Annotated in this window: 15 protein-coding genes; 7 read left to right on the top strand and 8 right to left on the bottom strand. The window is 71.7% G+C overall.

Annotated elements, in window-relative coordinates; all coding sequences use genetic code 11:
• Positions 1–75 precede the first annotated feature (75 nt).
• Both LGI35_RS11645 and LGI35_RS11640 read left to right on the top strand, forming a co-directional pair.
• Positions 76–1131 (top strand): LLM class F420-dependent oxidoreductase, encoded by a 1056-nt coding sequence (locus LGI35_RS11645; protein WP_227293803.1) that lies wholly within the window; start codon positions 76–78, stop codon positions 1129–1131.
• Positions 1132–1368: 237 nt separating this feature from the next.
• Positions 1369–2157 carry a ferritin-like domain-containing protein gene (locus LGI35_RS11640; RefSeq protein WP_227293802.1) on the top strand — a complete coding sequence of 263 codons (789 nt, stop codon included), beginning with the start codon at positions 1369–1371 and terminating at the stop codon, positions 2155–2157.
• An 18-nt stretch (positions 2158–2175) separates the two neighbouring features.
• Here LGI35_RS11640 and corA read toward each other — a convergent pair whose 3' ends face one another.
• Positions 2176–3174, bottom strand: coding sequence for a magnesium/cobalt transporter CorA (gene corA, locus LGI35_RS11635; protein WP_227293801.1), 999 nt, complete (start codon positions 3172–3174; stop codon positions 2176–2178).
• A gap of 62 nt (positions 3175–3236) precedes the next feature.
• Here corA and LGI35_RS11630 point away from each other — a divergent pair, with 62 nt between their 5' ends.
• The 5 genes from LGI35_RS11630 to mshC all read left to right on the top strand — a co-directional run bounded on the left by LGI35_RS11630 (position 3237) and on the right by mshC (position 7355).
• Entirely contained in the window at positions 3237–3923 is a 687-nt protein-coding gene (locus tag LGI35_RS11630; protein WP_116503048.1) for a histidine phosphatase family protein, read from the top strand.
• A gap of 100 nt (positions 3924–4023) precedes the next feature.
• Entirely contained in the window at positions 4024–4614 is a 591-nt protein-coding gene (locus LGI35_RS11625) for a DUF3090 domain-containing protein (RefSeq protein WP_227293800.1), read from the top strand.
• The gene (locus LGI35_RS11620; protein ID WP_227293799.1) at positions 4578–5414 is read left to right on the top strand and encodes an SCO1664 family protein; all 837 of its coding nucleotides are present in this window, start codon (positions 4578–4580) and stop codon (positions 5412–5414) included. The genes LGI35_RS11625 and LGI35_RS11620 overlap by 37 nt, the downstream gene beginning before the upstream one ends.
• Positions 5415–5592: 178 nt before the next feature.
• Complete coding sequence (locus tag LGI35_RS11615; protein WP_227293798.1) at positions 5593–6033, top strand: SRPBCC domain-containing protein; 441 nt, start codon at positions 5593–5595, stop codon at positions 6031–6033.
• 92 nt (positions 6034–6125) lie between these two features.
• Positions 6126–7355, top strand: a complete 1230-nt coding sequence (mshC, locus tag LGI35_RS11610; RefSeq protein WP_227293797.1) for a cysteine--1-D-myo-inosityl 2-amino-2-deoxy-alpha-D-glucopyranoside ligase — start codon at positions 6126–6128, stop codon at positions 7353–7355.
• A gap of 161 nt (positions 7356–7516) precedes the next feature.
• Here mshC and LGI35_RS11605 read toward each other — a convergent pair whose 3' ends face one another.
• The 7 genes from LGI35_RS11605 to LGI35_RS11575 all read right to left on the bottom strand — a co-directional run bounded on the left by LGI35_RS11605 (position 7517) and on the right by LGI35_RS11575 (position 14706).
• Positions 7517–8557 carry a PAC2 family protein gene (locus LGI35_RS11605; protein ID WP_227293796.1) on the bottom strand — a complete coding sequence of 347 codons (1041 nt, stop codon included), beginning with the start codon at positions 8555–8557 and terminating at the stop codon, positions 7517–7519.
• A gap of 183 nt (positions 8558–8740) precedes the next feature.
• Complete coding sequence (locus tag LGI35_RS11600) at positions 8741–9412, bottom strand: FadR/GntR family transcriptional regulator (protein WP_227293795.1); 672 nt, start codon at positions 9410–9412, stop codon at positions 8741–8743.
• Positions 9413–9609: 197 nt separating this feature from the next.
• Positions 9610–10878: an MFS transporter gene (locus LGI35_RS11595; protein WP_227293794.1), complete on the bottom strand. Its 1269-nt coding sequence runs from the start codon at positions 10876–10878 to the stop codon at positions 9610–9612.
• The gene (locus LGI35_RS11590; protein ID WP_227293793.1) at positions 10875–11867 is read right to left on the bottom strand and encodes an aromatic ring-hydroxylating oxygenase subunit alpha; all 993 of its coding nucleotides are present in this window, start codon (positions 11865–11867) and stop codon (positions 10875–10877) included. Before LGI35_RS11590 ends, LGI35_RS11595 begins: the two co-directional genes overlap by 4 nt.
• 5 nt (positions 11868–11872) lie before the next feature.
• Positions 11873–12097 carry a recombinase-like helix-turn-helix domain-containing protein gene (locus LGI35_RS11585; RefSeq protein WP_227293792.1) on the bottom strand — a complete coding sequence of 75 codons (225 nt, stop codon included), beginning with the start codon at positions 12095–12097 and terminating at the stop codon, positions 11873–11875.
• Positions 12098–12117: 20 nt separating this feature from the next.
• The gene (locus LGI35_RS11580; protein WP_227293791.1) at positions 12118–13062 is read right to left on the bottom strand and encodes a PDR/VanB family oxidoreductase; all 945 of its coding nucleotides are present in this window, start codon (positions 13060–13062) and stop codon (positions 12118–12120) included.
• A 15-nt stretch (positions 13063–13077) separates the two neighbouring features.
• Positions 13078–14706, bottom strand: coding sequence for a thiamine pyrophosphate-binding protein (locus LGI35_RS11575; protein ID WP_227293790.1), 1629 nt, complete (start codon positions 14704–14706; stop codon positions 13078–13080).
• Positions 14707–14712: the final 6 nt, after the last annotated feature.

Here is a 14712-nt window from a genome sequence, read left to right as displayed (position 1 = left end):
GCCTCTGCCGACCCCCGAACCGGCGCGCTAGGGTGCCCGGACAAAGGACGTTACTGATCAGTAAGGGGATCGGCCATGGAGCTCGGCATCAACCTCGGTTACTGGGGCGCCGGAATGGACGCGGACAACCTGGCCGTCGCACGGGAGGCCGACAAGCTCGGCTATGCCGTCTGCTGGGCCGCGGAGGCCTACGGCTCGGACGCGCCCACGGTGCTCTCCTACGTCGCCGCGCAGACCGAGCGCATCGACATCGGCTCCGCCATCATGCAGATCCCCGCCCGCCAGCCCGCGATGACCGCGATGACGGCCGCGACCCTCGACTCCCTGTCCGGCGGCCGCTTCCGCCTCGGCCTCGGCGTCTCGGGCCCGCAGGTCTCCGAGGGCTGGTACGGCGTGAAGTTCGACAAGCCGCTCGCCCGCACCCGCGAATACGTCGAGATCGTGCGCCGCGCGATGAGCCGCGAGCGGCTGTCGTACGAGGGCGAGCACTGGACGCTGCCGCTGCCGGGCGGCCCGGGCAAGCCGCTCAAGATGACCGTGCACCCGCAGCGCGAGCACATCCCGCTCTACATCGCGGCGATCGGCCCGAAGAACCTGGAGCAGACCGGCGAGATCGCCGACGGCGCCCTGCTGATCTTCCCGGCCGCCGAGCACCTGGAGGAGACCGCCCTGACGCACCTGCGAGCGGGGCGCGAGAAGGCCGGCAAGACCCTGGAGGGCTTCGACGTCGTCCCGACGCTGCCCCTCGCGCTCGGCGCCGACAAGGACGTGCCCGCGCTCGCCGACATGTTCCGCCCGTACACCGCCCTGTACGTCGGCGGCATGGGCAGCCGGAAGCAGAACTTCTACAACCAGCTCGCCCAGCGCATGGGCTACGAGAAGGAAGCCGCCGAGATCCAGGACAAGTACCTGGGCGGCGACAAGGAGGGTGCGGGGGCCGCGGTGCCGCACCAGCTGATCGACTCGACGACACTGCTGGGCTCCGTGGAGCGGATCGCCGAGCGGATGCAGGCCTACGCGGCTGCCGGGGTGACGACTCTGACGCTGGCCCCCGCCGGCTTCACGCTCGACGAGCGGATCGCGGCCCTGCGGGCCGGCACCGAGGCCCTGGAGCGGGCCGGACTGGCGTAACGCGGGGAGAGGGAAAGTTCTGCGGCCGTGGTGGGGGCTCGGGGGTCTTCCCCGCCACGGCCGTCATGGGTAACAACGTCTCATCGGGCACCTGGTTACGCCCCGAGACCCTCTCACGGGGTCCTTCCTTCGGCCGAGTGGCCCCACACAGCTGTTGCCCGGTCCGGCATGCCGTATTTGACTCGTTTTCGGCGGAACCCCCGCACGGAACGCGCGGCGCGCACGGAGGTGCCAGAGATGCTGTCGGCCAAGAGTCTGTTCCAGGAGATCCTCGACGACGACGAGTCTTTCCGGCTCTTCTGTTCCATCGCGGCGAGCGGGGAGTCGCAGGGCGGCTGGGAGAACGGCCGTATCGCCGCGCTCGTCCCCCTCAGCGAGCGGGCCCTCGCGCCCAAGATCGCGCGGCACGGCGCCGACGAGGACAAGCACGGGCGGATCTTCAACGCGCTGATGAAGAAGCGCGGCCTGCAACCCGTGGACGTACCGCCGGAGACCGACTACACGATGCTCCTGGAGAAGCACGGCATCGGCCTCGCGCACCAGCAACTCAAGGCCGACGATCCGCTCACCGTGCGGGACGTCGTCACGTATCTCGCCCACAGCCGGGTCACCGAGCAGCGGGCCTCCGAGCAGATGGAACTGCTGCGCAAGTACTTCGCGGACGACCCCGAGATCGGCCGCGCGGTGAAGATGATCTCGGTCGACGAGGACAACCACCTCGCGTACTGCCACGAGGAACTGCTGCGCTTCGCGTACGCGGGCCACGGCCGCGACATCCAGCGCATCCTGCGCGAGTGCGCCCTGGAGGAGATCCGCGTCTACCGCGACGTCAGCCTGGCCGTCATGCAGCACATGGGGCACATCCTGCGCTGGCCGAAGCCCAAGGCGGGCCTGCTCGCGGCAGGCATCCACGCCATGTACGCGTACGAACGCCTGGTCGGCTGGCGGCGGATGGTGTCCCTGGAGATGCCGGAGCGGCGCAACGCGCTGGGCGGGCCCACGACGAGCGCGGTCGAGTTCGCCTAGGGCCCCCGGGGAGGCGCGCTACAGCCAGCCGCGCCGCTTGAACGTCCGGAACAGCAGAAGTTCCAGGCAGAGCATCGCGAGGATCACGATCGGATAGGACCACGTCCAGTGCAGCTCCGGCATGTGGTCGAAGTTCATGCCGTAGATGCCCGCGATGAGGGTCGGGACCGCGGCCATGGCGGCGTACGCCGAGATCTTGCGCATGTCGTCGTTCTGCCGCACACCCATCTGCGCCAGGTGCGCCGCCAGGATGTCCGAGACGAGCCGGTCGAGGGCGTCCACCGACTCGTTGACGCGCAGGAGGTGGTCGCCGACGTCGCGGAAGAACGGCCGCGCCGAGTCGTTCACGAAGGGCACGGACCCCATGGACTGGCCGGTTCCGGACAGCCGGGCGATCGGGAGCAACAGCGGGCCCGTGGCCCGGCGGAACTCCAGGATCTGGCGCTTGAACGTGTAGATCCTGGACGCCGTGTTGCGCGAGCCGCCCCCCTCCGGCGAGAACACCTCCGCCTCCAGCTCCTCCATGTCGGTCTGGAGCTCGGTCGCGACCTCCAGGTAGTGGTCGACGGTCGCGTCGGCGATCGAGTACAGGACCGCGGTCGGCCCGTGCCGCAGCACGTCGGGGTCCGCTTCGAGCCGCTTGCGTACGGTCTTCAGGGGCGCGCCCTCGCCGTGCCGGACGGTCACCACGAACGAGTCGCCCATGAAGAGCATGACCTCACCGGAGGAGACCCTGTCGCTGTCCGGCTCGTACACGACCGGCTTGAGCACCACGAACACCGAGTCGTCGTACACCTCCAGCTTCGGCCGCTGATGTGCCTTGAGCGCGTCCTCGACGGCCAGCGGATGAAGGCCGAACGCCTCGCTGACCCGCGCGAACTCGTCCTCCGCCGGCTCGTGCAGGCCGATCCAGACGAAGGAGTGGCCCTCGGCCCTGGCCTCGGCGAGCGCGTGGGAGAAGTCCGCGGGCCCCTCGGTCCTGCGCCCGTCGCGATAGATGCCGCAGTCGACGATCACGCTTCGTATTCTTCCCAGGGGGTGCCCGGGCCGCACGTCGCACTGGGCCTAGGCTGGCCCGCATGCCCACGCTGATCCTCGTCCGGCACGGACGCTCCACCGCCAACACCGCGGGCCTGCTCGCCGGGTGGACCCCCGGTGTCTCCCTCGACGAGCGCGGCGCCGCGCAGGCCGCCGCGCTGCCGGAGCGGCTGGCCGCGGTGCCCCTCGCCGAGATCGTCACGAGCCCCCTCCAGCGCTGTCAGGAGACCCTGGCCCCGCTGCTCGCTGCCCGCCCGGAACTCACCCCGCACACCGACGACCGCATCGGCGAGTGCCACTACGGCGACTGGTCGGGCCGCAAGCTCGCCGAGCTCGTCGACGACCCGCTGATGGAGGTCGTGCAGCAGCACCCGTCGGCCGCCGCGTTCCCCGGCGGCGAATCCATGCGGGCCATGCAGCACCGGGCCGCGGAGGCCGTACGCGAGTGGAACGCGCGCGTGGAGCGCGACCACGGCCCGGACGCCGCCTATCTGATGTGCTCCCACGGCGACATCATCAAGTCGCTCGTCGCGGACGCCATAGGGCTTCATCTGGACCTCTTCCAGCGCATCTCCGTGGAGCCCTGCTCGGTCACGGTGATCCGTTACACCCGGCTCCGCCCCTATCTCGTCCGCCTCGGCGACACCGGTGACTTCGCGTCGCTCGCCCCGCGCGAGAAGCCGGCCGAGGGGGACGCCCCGGTCGGGGGCGGTGCGGGCGCCCCGTGATCGTCCGCCGCAGTAGGGTGAAGCCGTCGCAGTAACTGCAGTTGTTGCCGCGCCCGATCAAGCAGTCGGTCCCAGCAGTCGATTCCAATGGAGACAGGACGTGTCCCGTCAGGTGTTCCTCTACGACCCCCCGGAGCGTTTCGTGGCCGGCACGGTCGGGCTCCCCGGGCGCCGTACCTTCTTCCTCCAGGCCTCGGCCGGCGCCCGTGTGACGAGTGTGGCTCTGGAGAAGACCCAGGTCGCAGCCCTCGCCGAGCGCATGGACGAGCTCCTCGACGAGGTCGTGCGCCGCAGCGGCGGGAACGCGTCGGTGCCCGCCGTCGTGCCCACGGAGATCCACGACACCGCGCCTCTCGAAGCGCCCGTCGACGAGGAGTTCCGGGTCGGCACGATGGCCCTCGCCTGGGACGGCGAGGAGGAGCGGATGATCGTCGAGGCGCAGGCGCTCGTCGAGCTCGACGCGGACTCCGACGAGGACCTCGCGGAGGCCGAGGAGCGGCTGCTCCAGGACGAGGAGAACGGCCCCCCGATGCTGCGGGTCCGGCTCACCGGCGTACAGGCGCGCGCGTTCGCCAAGCGCGCCCTGGACGTCGTGAACGCGGGGCGCCCGCCGTGCCCCCTGTGCAGTCTGCCGCTCGACCCGGAGGGACACGTATGCCCGCGTCAGAACGGATACCGGCGAGGAGCGTGACCGTCACGGACACGGACCTCCTCACCAGGGGCGAGCTGGCGGTCCAGGGGCGCATCCGTGAGGCGTCGAACGCGGTGCTCCTGTGCACGGTCACCCACGCGGGCCGTGCGGCGTCGTGCGTGTACAAGCCCGTCGCCGGCGAGCGTCCCCTGTGGGACTTCCCCGACGGCAACCTCGCCCGGCGCGAGGTCGCGGCCTACGAGGTCTCCGAGGCCCTCGGCTGGAGCCTCGTACCGCCGACCGTGCTGCGCGACGGGCCGTACGGCGAAGGCATGTGCCAGCTCTGGATCGACCAGCCCGATGAGCCCTCCGAGGGTGCCGAGCTGCTCGCACTCGTGGAGGGTGAGGAACCGGGCGACGGCTGGAAGGCCGTCGGGTTCGCGGAGGTCGGCGAGGGGCGCACGGCGCTGCTCGTACACGCGGACGACACGCGGCTGCGGCGCCTCGCCGTGCTGGACGCGGTGATCAACAACGGCGACCGCAAGGGCGGTCACCTCCTGGTCGACACCGAGGGGCGCCTGTTCGGCATCGACCACGGTGTCTCCTTCAACACCGAGGACAAGCTGCGCACGCTCCTGTGGGGCTGGGCGGGGGAGCCACTGACCGGAGAGGCGACCGAGGCCCTGAAGGCGCTCACGGGCGCCCTGGAGGCCGGGAAACCCCTCGCGCTGCGGCTCGCGGAGCTGATCACCGAGGACGAGCTGGGCGCCGTACGCGCACGGGTCGACGCGATGCTCACGACCGGGAAGCACCGGGAGCCGAGCGGGGAGTGGCCGGCCATCCCGTGGCCGCCCGTCTGAGCCGGTCCGTCTGAGCCGGTCCGTCTGAGCGGGTCCGTCTGAGCCGGCCCGTCCGAGCCCGCCCGTCCGAGTCGCCCCGTCCGAGCCCTGCGGTCCGCGTCGTCCGGGGGCGCATCTCAGTGGCTGCGGCTACGTTCGAAGGGATCCCTCACGGGATCCCCGGAACGGAGGCCACGCCGTGAAACTGATCGTCGAGGACCGGATCGACCGGCCCGTGAAGGACGTGTTCAACTCCATCGTGAGCCCGGAGGGGCTGTCCAGCTTCTTCACGGCTGACGCATCCGGCCCGATGATCCCCAACACCACGGTGACCTGGCGTTTCGGCCATGTCGACGCGACCTTCGACGTCGAGGTCGGGCCCGTGGAGACGGACCGGCTGATCTCGTGGAGCTGGCCCGGGGGAGACGTGACCATCGAGCTGGAGCGGGCCGACGACGGCGCGGCCACGCTGCTGACGATCACCGAGCAGCCCATGAGGGAGAACCTGGAGGGTGCCGCGCGGGCCGTCGGGCAGACCCAGGGGTGGACGTACTTCGTGACGGGGCTCAGAGCTCATCTGCTGCACGGCATCCGCCACTTCGGACTCTCGGGCGCCATCCGTGCCACCGTCGAGGCCTGACATGGCACCCGAGCGGACCGCAAGAGGGCCTTCCCGGCCATCGGACCCGGTCCGGTTCGTATGCGGAAGCTCCGTCCGGTTAGGCTCATGGCATGCATGCCTGGCCCGCTTCTGAGGTCCCCGTCCTGCCTGGCAAGGGCCGCGACCTGAGGATCCACGACACCGCGACCGATGGCCTCGTCACCCTCGAGCCCGGTCCCGTCGCCCGTATCTACGTCTGCGGGATCACCCCGTACGACGCGACCCATATGGGTCACGCGGCGACCTACAACGCGTTCGACCTCGTTCAGCGCGTGTGGCTCGACACCAAGCGGCAGGTCCACTACGTCCAGAACGTGACGGACGTCGACGATCCGCTGCTCGAGCGCGCGATCCGTGACGGCGTCGACTGGACCGGACTCGCGGAGCGCGAGACCGCCCTCTTCCGCGAGGACATGACCGCCCTGCGGATGCTGCCGCCGCAGCACTACATCGGAGCCGTCGAGGCGATACCCGGCATCGTGCCGCTCGTCGAACGGCTCCGGGACATGGGCGCCGCCTACGAGCTCGAGGGCGACGTCTACTTCTCCGTCGAGTCCGACCCCCACTTCGGCCAGGTCTCCCGCCTGGACGCCGCGGCGATGCGGCTGCTGTCCGCCGAGCGCGGCGGTGACCCGGACCGCCCGGGCAAGAAGAACCCGCTCGACCCGATGCTGTGGATGGCCGCCCGCGAGGGCGAGCCGAGCTGGGACGGCGGCTCGCTGGGCCGCGGCCGGCCCGGCTGGCACATCGAGTGCGTCGCCATCGCCCTCGACCACCTGGGCATGGGCTTCGACGTGCAGGGCGGAGGGTCCGATCTGGCCTTTCCGCACCACGAGATGGGCGCCTCGCACGCGCAGGTCCTCACCGGCGAGTTCCCGATGGCCAAGGCGTACGTCCACGCCGGCATGGTCGCGCTCGACGGCGAGAAGATGTCCAAGTCCAAGGGCAACCTCGTCTTCGTCTCGAAGCTGCGGCGCGACGGGGTCGACCCGGCCGCGATCCGTCTCGCGCTCCTCGCGCACCACTACCGGGCCGACTGGGAGTGGACCGACCAGGTCCTGAGCGACGCCGTCGAGCGGCTGGGCCGCTGGCGTGCCGCCGTGTCCCGCCCCGACGGTCCGTCCGCCGCGGCGCTCGTCGAGGAGATCCGCGAGGCGCTGTCGAACGACCTCGACGCACCCTCCGCGCTCCTCGCGGTGGACCGCTGGGCCGCCCTTCAGACGGAGCAGGGCGGTACGGACGAGGGGGCGCCCGGCGTGGTGTCCCGCGCGGTCGACGCCCTGCTCGGAGTGGCGCTCTAGACGCCTCGGCCCCGGGCCCCGGTCCCGGGGCACACATCCCTCGACCGCCCCCGAACTCCTTCGAGTTCGGGGGCGGTCACGTCTGTCCGTGTGACGGCAGGCGCACAGCGAAGGGGCGGTGCACACCGCGTGTGCACCGCCCCTGCTGAGCCGTTGTCGCCCTACTCCGGCGAGTCCTCGGAGGAATCGTCCCCGGAGTCCGAGGACGTGTCCGTGTCACCCGTCCCGCCGGGGGCCTCCGTGCCCGGGTCGGGGCGCTGGGGCCGCGGGGGCCGGGTGCGCTCGCTCGGGGTGTCCCGCAGGTACGACGCCGTGTCGCCGCCGTCCGTCGCGTGGCCGGCCGGACCGCCCGGAGGGCCGCCGCCGTCCCTGCGCCGCAGATAGCGCTCGAACTCGCGGGCGATCGCCTCGCCGGACGCCTCGGGAAGCTCCGCGGTGTCCCGGGCCTCCTCCAGCGACTGCACGTACTCGGCGACCTCGCTGTCCTCCGCCGCCAGCTGGTCCACGCCCAGCTGCCACGCCCGGGAGTCCTCGGCCAGCTCGCCCAGCGGGATGCGCAGGTCGATCAGGTCCTCCAGGCGGTTGAGCAGCGCCAGCGTCGCCTTCGGGTTCGGCGGCTGCGACACGTAGTGCGGCACCGCCGCCCACAGGGAGACCGCGGGGACGCCCGCGTGCGTGCAGGCCTCCTGGAGGATGCCGACGATGCCCGTCGGACCCTCGTACTTGGTCTCCTCCAGGTCCATGGTGCGCGCCAGGTCCGCGTCGGACGTGACGCCGCTGACCGGCACGGGCCGCGTGTGCGGGGTGTCGCCGAGCAGCGCGCCCAGGATGACGACCAGCTCGACGCCCAACTCGTGCGCGAACCCGAGCAGCTCGTTGCAGAACGAACGCCACCGCATCGACGGCTCGATGCCCCGGACCAGGACCAGGTCGCGCGGCTTGTCGCCGCCGACCCTGACCACGGAGAGCCGGGTCGTCGGCCAGGTGATCTTCCGCACGCCGCCGTCGAGCCACACCGTCGGCCGGTTGACCTGGAAGTCGTAGTAGTCCTCGGCGTCGAGCGCCGCGAACACCTCGCCCTTCCACTCCTTGTCGAGATGCGCGACCGCGGCGGAGGCGGCGTCACCGGCATCGTTCCAGCCTTCGAACGCGGCCACCATGACCGGGTCGACCAGCTCGGGAACCCCCTCGAGCTCGATCACCCAGCGCCTCCTTCCGACGTCCCCCAGTGCCCTCATGGCCTGGGAGGGACCCCTATCGCGTACCTGCCCACCTTACGGCGTCCGAGAGGACCGTCCGCAGCCCCCTTGTACGGGGGAGTGACCGGATCACTGCCCCGCGATCCGCCCTCGCACTCCCCCTTCACGCCCGTAGCGGAACCCGTGTCAGAGCGTGGAGCGCAGCCACTGCTCCACGCTCGCGATGTGCACCGTCGCCCAGGACCGCGCCGCCTCCGCGTCACCGTCGCGCAGCGCCGCCAGGATCGCCCGGTGCTCGTGCAGGGTCCGGCTGACCGCGTCCTCCTGCGTCAGGCCGCGCCAGACGCGGGCCCGGGTCGTCGGTCCGGACAGGCCGTCGAGGAGCGAGCACAGGACCGAGTTGCCCGAGCTCTGCACGATGCCGCGGTGGAACTCCAGGTCGGAGGCGACGAGTTCCTCCACCGAGGGCGCGGTGCCGAGCGCGTCCAGCTGGGCCGCGAGCGCGTCGAGCCGCGCCTCGTCGATCCGGGTGGCGGCCATCGCGGTCGCGGCCGGCTCCAGGATGCGACGCACGGCGAGGAATTCGAGGACGGTGTCGTCGCGGTGGAAGTCGACGACGAAACTCAGGGCCTCGAGGAGGAGTTGGGGGTCGAGGCTGGTGACGTACGTCCCGTCGCCCTGCCGCACGTCGAGGATGCGGATGAGGGACAGGGCGCGGACGGCCTCGCGCAGGGAGTTGCGGGACAGGCCGAGGTCGGCGGCGAGTTCGCTCTCCTTGGGGAGCCGGTCGCCCGGGCGCAGGGCGCCGGAGACGATCATGCCCTTGATCTTCTCGATGGCCTCGTCGGTGACAGCCATGGCGGCCTCCCTGTCCTCGGTCGGAGCGCCACCGTCTGGAGCGCCGATACCTCCGATGTATCGGCCCATTATGTGTGCACGGACGCGGTAGGCGGGGCGTAGTCCCGTAACCACGACCTGATCGTGCGGATGCGGGAGCGGAACGCGCGCACGACGGACGACGCACGCCCGGCCGGGAGGTCCCCGGCCGGGCGTTCTCAACTCGCCTGGCTGTTCTCCAAGTCGGAGCGGTCCGTCGTGGACTCCGCACTCGCCTCCGGCCGAGCCTGAACCGGTCGCGCGAGCAGCCACGCGCCGCAGACCAGGGTGACCGCTTGTGCCCCGGCCAGCAGCGCGAACCCGGCGCCGAAGCTGTGCCCGCCGCTCGCCGCGATGGCCACGCCCATCAACGTCGGCATGAAGGCCGAGACCAGGTTGCCGACCCCGTTGACCACCCCGTACGCGCTGCCCACGAAACGGGCCGGCGCGCAGTGCTGGACCAGCGTGGGTATCGCCGGGCCTTGCAGGCCCCAGAAGCCGCCCGCGAGGATCAGTCCCGTCGCCGCCGCCCCGTCGCTGTCCGCCCCGGCGACGAGGAGGACACAGACCGCCGTACCGGCCGAGCCGACGACGAACGGCAGCGCGAGCAGCCGCCGCGGCAGCCGGTCGAGCAGCAGACCGCCGAGGAACCCGGACACCAGCGACATCAGGAACGGCAGCGACGACACGGCGCCCATGGCGGCCAGGGAGAAGTGCCGCTCCTGCAGAAGATACGACGGCAGCCAGGCGCTCGAACCCCACAGATACGCAAGCGTGGCGATCTCGATGAGCAGGATCGGCGCCAGGCGCGGCATGTGCAGAGCGCCCTTGAGGGTGGCACCGAACCCGGGCCGGCCGGCCCTCGCCACACCCCGGCCGCGGACGAACAGGGCGATCAGCGGCAGGCCGATCACCGCGTTGAGTGCGGCCAGGGCGAGGAACGACGTGTGCCAGTCGAAGCGGTAGACGAGATACGTGATCAGGGGGAGGCCCGCGGCCGTGCCCAGGGACACCCCCATCGAGCTGACCGCGTTCGGCCTTCCCGCCTCGTGCGGCGAGAAGTGCTCGCGCACGTACATCGTCTTGAGCGAGAACAGCGGTCCCTCGGCCGCGCCCAGCAGGGCACGCAGCACGGTGAGCGTGAGCGCGCCCAGGGCGTACGGCGACAGCAGGGTCATCACCGACCACAGGGCCACGCTCACGAACAGGCCGCGCCGCACCCCGAGCGTCGTCTCGTAGAACGGAGTGAGGAAGAACGCCGCGATGCCGTACCCCACGAGGAAGACGGTCGACAGGGCGCCCTGCGCCACCCGGTCACCGGTGATGCCGAAGTGTTCGGTGAACGCCTCGTCGGTGATGAGGACGGAGACGTTCACCCGGTCCACGTAGCTGATCAGGACGATGACCAGAAGGCTGAGGACACCCGACCAGCGGGCTCTCGGACTCATGCAGACGCCTGCTCCGCGGCGGCGGCCCGGTACATGCGGCGCAGGCGCACCACTCCCAGGTCGTGCTGGTAGAGGTTCTCGCGCTGGTCGGCGTCCGCGGGCATGGCCTCCAGCATCACGCGGTCCTGCTCGAGCACCTCCCAGTGGCGCTCCTCGATGAGGGTCTTGTAGAGGAAGCGCCAGGTGTCACGCTGCCAGCCCTCGACCCGGCGGTAGCGCCAGAAGAAGACACCGCAGCGCTGCTCGTCGACCGGGCAGACCATGCCGACGATCCCGAACGGACCGCCGGGACCGGCCGACGGCGGGTACGGGATGGACAGGTCGACCCAGTCGATGCCGGTGTGGCACAGCTCGACCCAGTCGAAGTTGACGCCCCGCTGGTCGGTCTTCTCGAAGAAGTAGCCCCGGTCCGTCTCGCGGATGCGGAACTTGGCCGTCGTGTCACCGTCGTACATGGTGTGCGAGTCGTGGTGCAGGAAGGCGCCGTGCATCGGGTCGAGGAGGTTCTCGACGGCGTAGCGCCACGGCACCTCCCACTCCGCGTAGCACAGGATCGCGTCGGTGCCGGGTTCGGTGAGCGGCTCGGGGAGCGTCAACTCGGCCGGTTCCGGGTGCTGTTCGTCGCCGAAGTAGGCGAGGATCGCGCCGCCGACCTCGCGCACGGGCAGCGACCTGACGAGCTTCTTGCCCTCCAGGTTGCAGCCGGGCAGGCCGGGCACCGAGGAGACGGTCCCGTCACCCTCGACCTCGACGCCGTGGTACCAGCACGCCACCCGGTCCCCGAGGTGTTTGCCGAGCGACAGGGGCGCGCCGCGGTGCGGGCAGCGGTCCGCGAGCATGGACAGCGTGCCGTCGGAGCGGCGGAACAGGAGCCACTGCTCGCCGAGCGCGGTCACCTTGCGCATGGCGCCGGGCGCGACGAACGAGGACGGGACGACGGGGTGCCACTGGTTGCGCAGGCCCGTCGCGTAGATGTGGTCGGCGGTCATCGGGATCACGCTCCCAGTCGGTGCATCTCGGCGCGGAACGAGTCCTCGGTCCACGGGGCGCCGTCGGGGGCGTGGACCTGGCGGGCGTTCAGCCCACGGATGACGTCGGCGAGTTCGTGGCCGTCCTTGGTGAAGACCTCTTCGAGGGTGGCGGCCAGCTTGTACTCGTAGGGGGTGGGTTCGTGCGTACGGGACTGGTGGACGTTCAGGTACGGCCAGGTGGTGGTCACACGTGCCTCCAGGGAAGGGGTTACAGGTCGAGGGCCAGACGGCCGGAGGCGCAGCGCGAGACGCAGATCATCATCGAGGCGCCCGCGGCCCGTTCGGCGTCGGAGAGCAGGAAGTCGCGGTGGTCGGGCGTGCCGTCGAGCACCCGGGTCTCGCAGGACCCGCAGATCCCGTCGCGGCAGGAGCTGGCCACGTCCAGGCCGGCCGCCTCCGCCGCCTCCAGGATCGACGTGTCGGCGCCGACGGTGAGCGTGAGCCCGGAGGCGCGGCACTCGACCTCGAAGCCCTCGTCGTCCGTGGACCGCTCGACGACCGGGGCCGCGAACCGCTCGACGCGCAGCCGGTCCGCCGGGCAGAGGGCCTCGATGGCGGCGAGCAGCGGCTCGGGACCGCAGCAGTAGACGAGCGTCCCGGCCGGCAGCCCGGCGAGCGTGGACGCGAGGTCGATATGACCCTGCTCGTCCTGCGGCACCACCGTGAGATCACCGCCCAGCGCGGTGAGTTCGTCGACGAACGCCATCGACCCACGGCTGCGGCCGCCGTACACCATGCGCCACTCGGCGCCCCGGCGCGCGGCCTCGCGGGCCATCGCGAGGATCGGCGTCACACCGATGCCGCCCGCGACGAAGACGTAGCCCGGCGCGTCCTCCAGCGCGAAGTGGTTGCGCGGCGCCGACACCGTGACCCGCCCGCCGGGGCGCAGCTTCGTGTGCACATGGCGCGAACCCCCGCGTGACGAAGGCTCGTTGAGGACGCCGATGCGGTACGACGCCGGGGTGCGCGGGTCCGAGCACAGGCTGTACTGGCGGACCTGCCCGCCCACGTGGACGTCGAGGTGCGCGCCGGGCTCCCAGGCGGGCAGGGGCTTGCCGTCCGGGTGGGTCAGTTCGACGGAGAGGACGCCGTCGGCCTCCCAGGTCATGCGGTGTACGAGGAGGTCCAGGAGGGTCTCGTCGGTTGCGGTCATGGCTGCGGGGCCTCCCTACGCGGTGGGGATCTTCACGGGCGGGGTGAACGGGTTCTTCATCGGGCCGAGCGCCGCGAGATCGACCTCGACGAGCGTCGGCCCGTCGGAGGCGACGGCCTCGGCGACGACGGGCTCCGCGTGCTCGGCTGCGGCGATCCGCAGATACGGCAACCCGCAGGCCCGGGCGAGGAGTTCGAAGTCGGGTGTGGCGAGGTCGACACCCGAGCGGCGGTCGCTGTGGCGGTCCTGCATGTTGCGCAGGACGCCGTAGCCGCCGTCGTTGAACACGAGGAGGGTCAGGCGCGGGCGCTCCTGGGCGAGGGTGAGCAGTTCGCCGAGGTGCACGGCGAGCCCGCCGTCACCGGCGATGACGACCGTGGGCGCGTCGGGCCGGGCGAGCGCGGCCCCGATGCCCATGCCGAGGCCCTGCCCGATGCCGCCGCCGCGCGGGAAGACGTTGTCGCGCGGGTCGTACATGTCGAGGAGGCGGTTGCCCCAGCTGCTCGACGGGATGGTGACGTCGCGGGCGACGACTGCCTCGCGGGGGAGCGCGGCCCGGATCGCGTCGCAGATGGCGGCCTGCGGGCCGATGTTGTCGTGCAGGGTGGCGCGCACTTCGTCGCGGACCGCGGTGACCCGCGCCGTCCAGCCCGGCTCGGCGGGCCTCGCGTACGGGAGCAGCCGCTCCAGTACGTCGGCGGCGTCGCCGTGCAGCGCGTGCGGGGCCGGGTACACACGGCCGAGCGCGTCCGCGTCCAGGTCGATCTGGATGTGCGCGGCGGGGAGCTGGAGGCCGTAGTCGGCGGTCTCGTTGGACCGGAAGTGGGTGCCGATCGTGACCAGCACGTCGGCGTCGGCGAGCAGGGCGCGCCCGGCCGGCGTCGTCGCGAAGTTGCCGACGACCTGCGGGTGGTCCTCGGGGACGGCGCCGCGCCCGGAGTTGGACGTCAGGAGAGCGGCGCCGGTCGCGGCGAGCAGGTCCGCGAGCTGGACACGGGCGCGCGTGGCACCGCCACCGGCCCAGATCACCGGGCGCCGGGCCGAGGCCAGCAGGGCCCCCGCGGCGGCGAGCTCGTCGGCACCGGGCGCGGGCACGGCGGTCTCCTCGAACTCCTCCGCGGCGGTGTCGGTCTGGGCCGCGTACTGGAGGTCGACCGGCCACTCCACGCTCGCCGGGCCGCCCGGCGCCGTGAGCGCGGCACGGGCCGCCTCGCGCAGGATGCGGCCCGCCCCGTCGGCGGACGGCACGGTCGCGGCGTACTTGGAGACCGCCGTCAGCATGCCCAGCTGGTCCTTGGTCTCGTGGATGAAACCGCGGCCGCTGCCCAGGAACTCCGACTCGACCTGCCCGGTGATGTGCAGGACGGAGGTGCCGGACGCCAGCGCCTCGATCAGGGAGCCGGCCGCGTTGCCCGCGCCCGTCCCGGTCGACGTGAGGGCGCAGCCGAGCGTGCCGCGGGCCCTGCCGTAGGCGTCGGCCGCGTTGACGGCGGACGCCTCGTGGCGCACGGGCACGAACCGCAGCTCGCGGTCGACGGCCTCGACGAGCGGCAGGTTGTGCACACTGACGATCCCGAAGACCGTGTCGATGCCCAGTTCCCGCAGAACGGCGACGAGGAGATCGCCTCCGGTGTCGTAACGCATGGTGGT

It is taken from the genome of Streptomyces longhuiensis (assembly GCF_020616555.1).
Taxonomy (GTDB): Bacteria; Actinomycetota; Actinomycetes; order Streptomycetales; family Streptomycetaceae; genus Streptomyces; species Streptomyces longhuiensis.
This window is presented reverse-complemented; position numbering and strand designations above follow the sequence as displayed.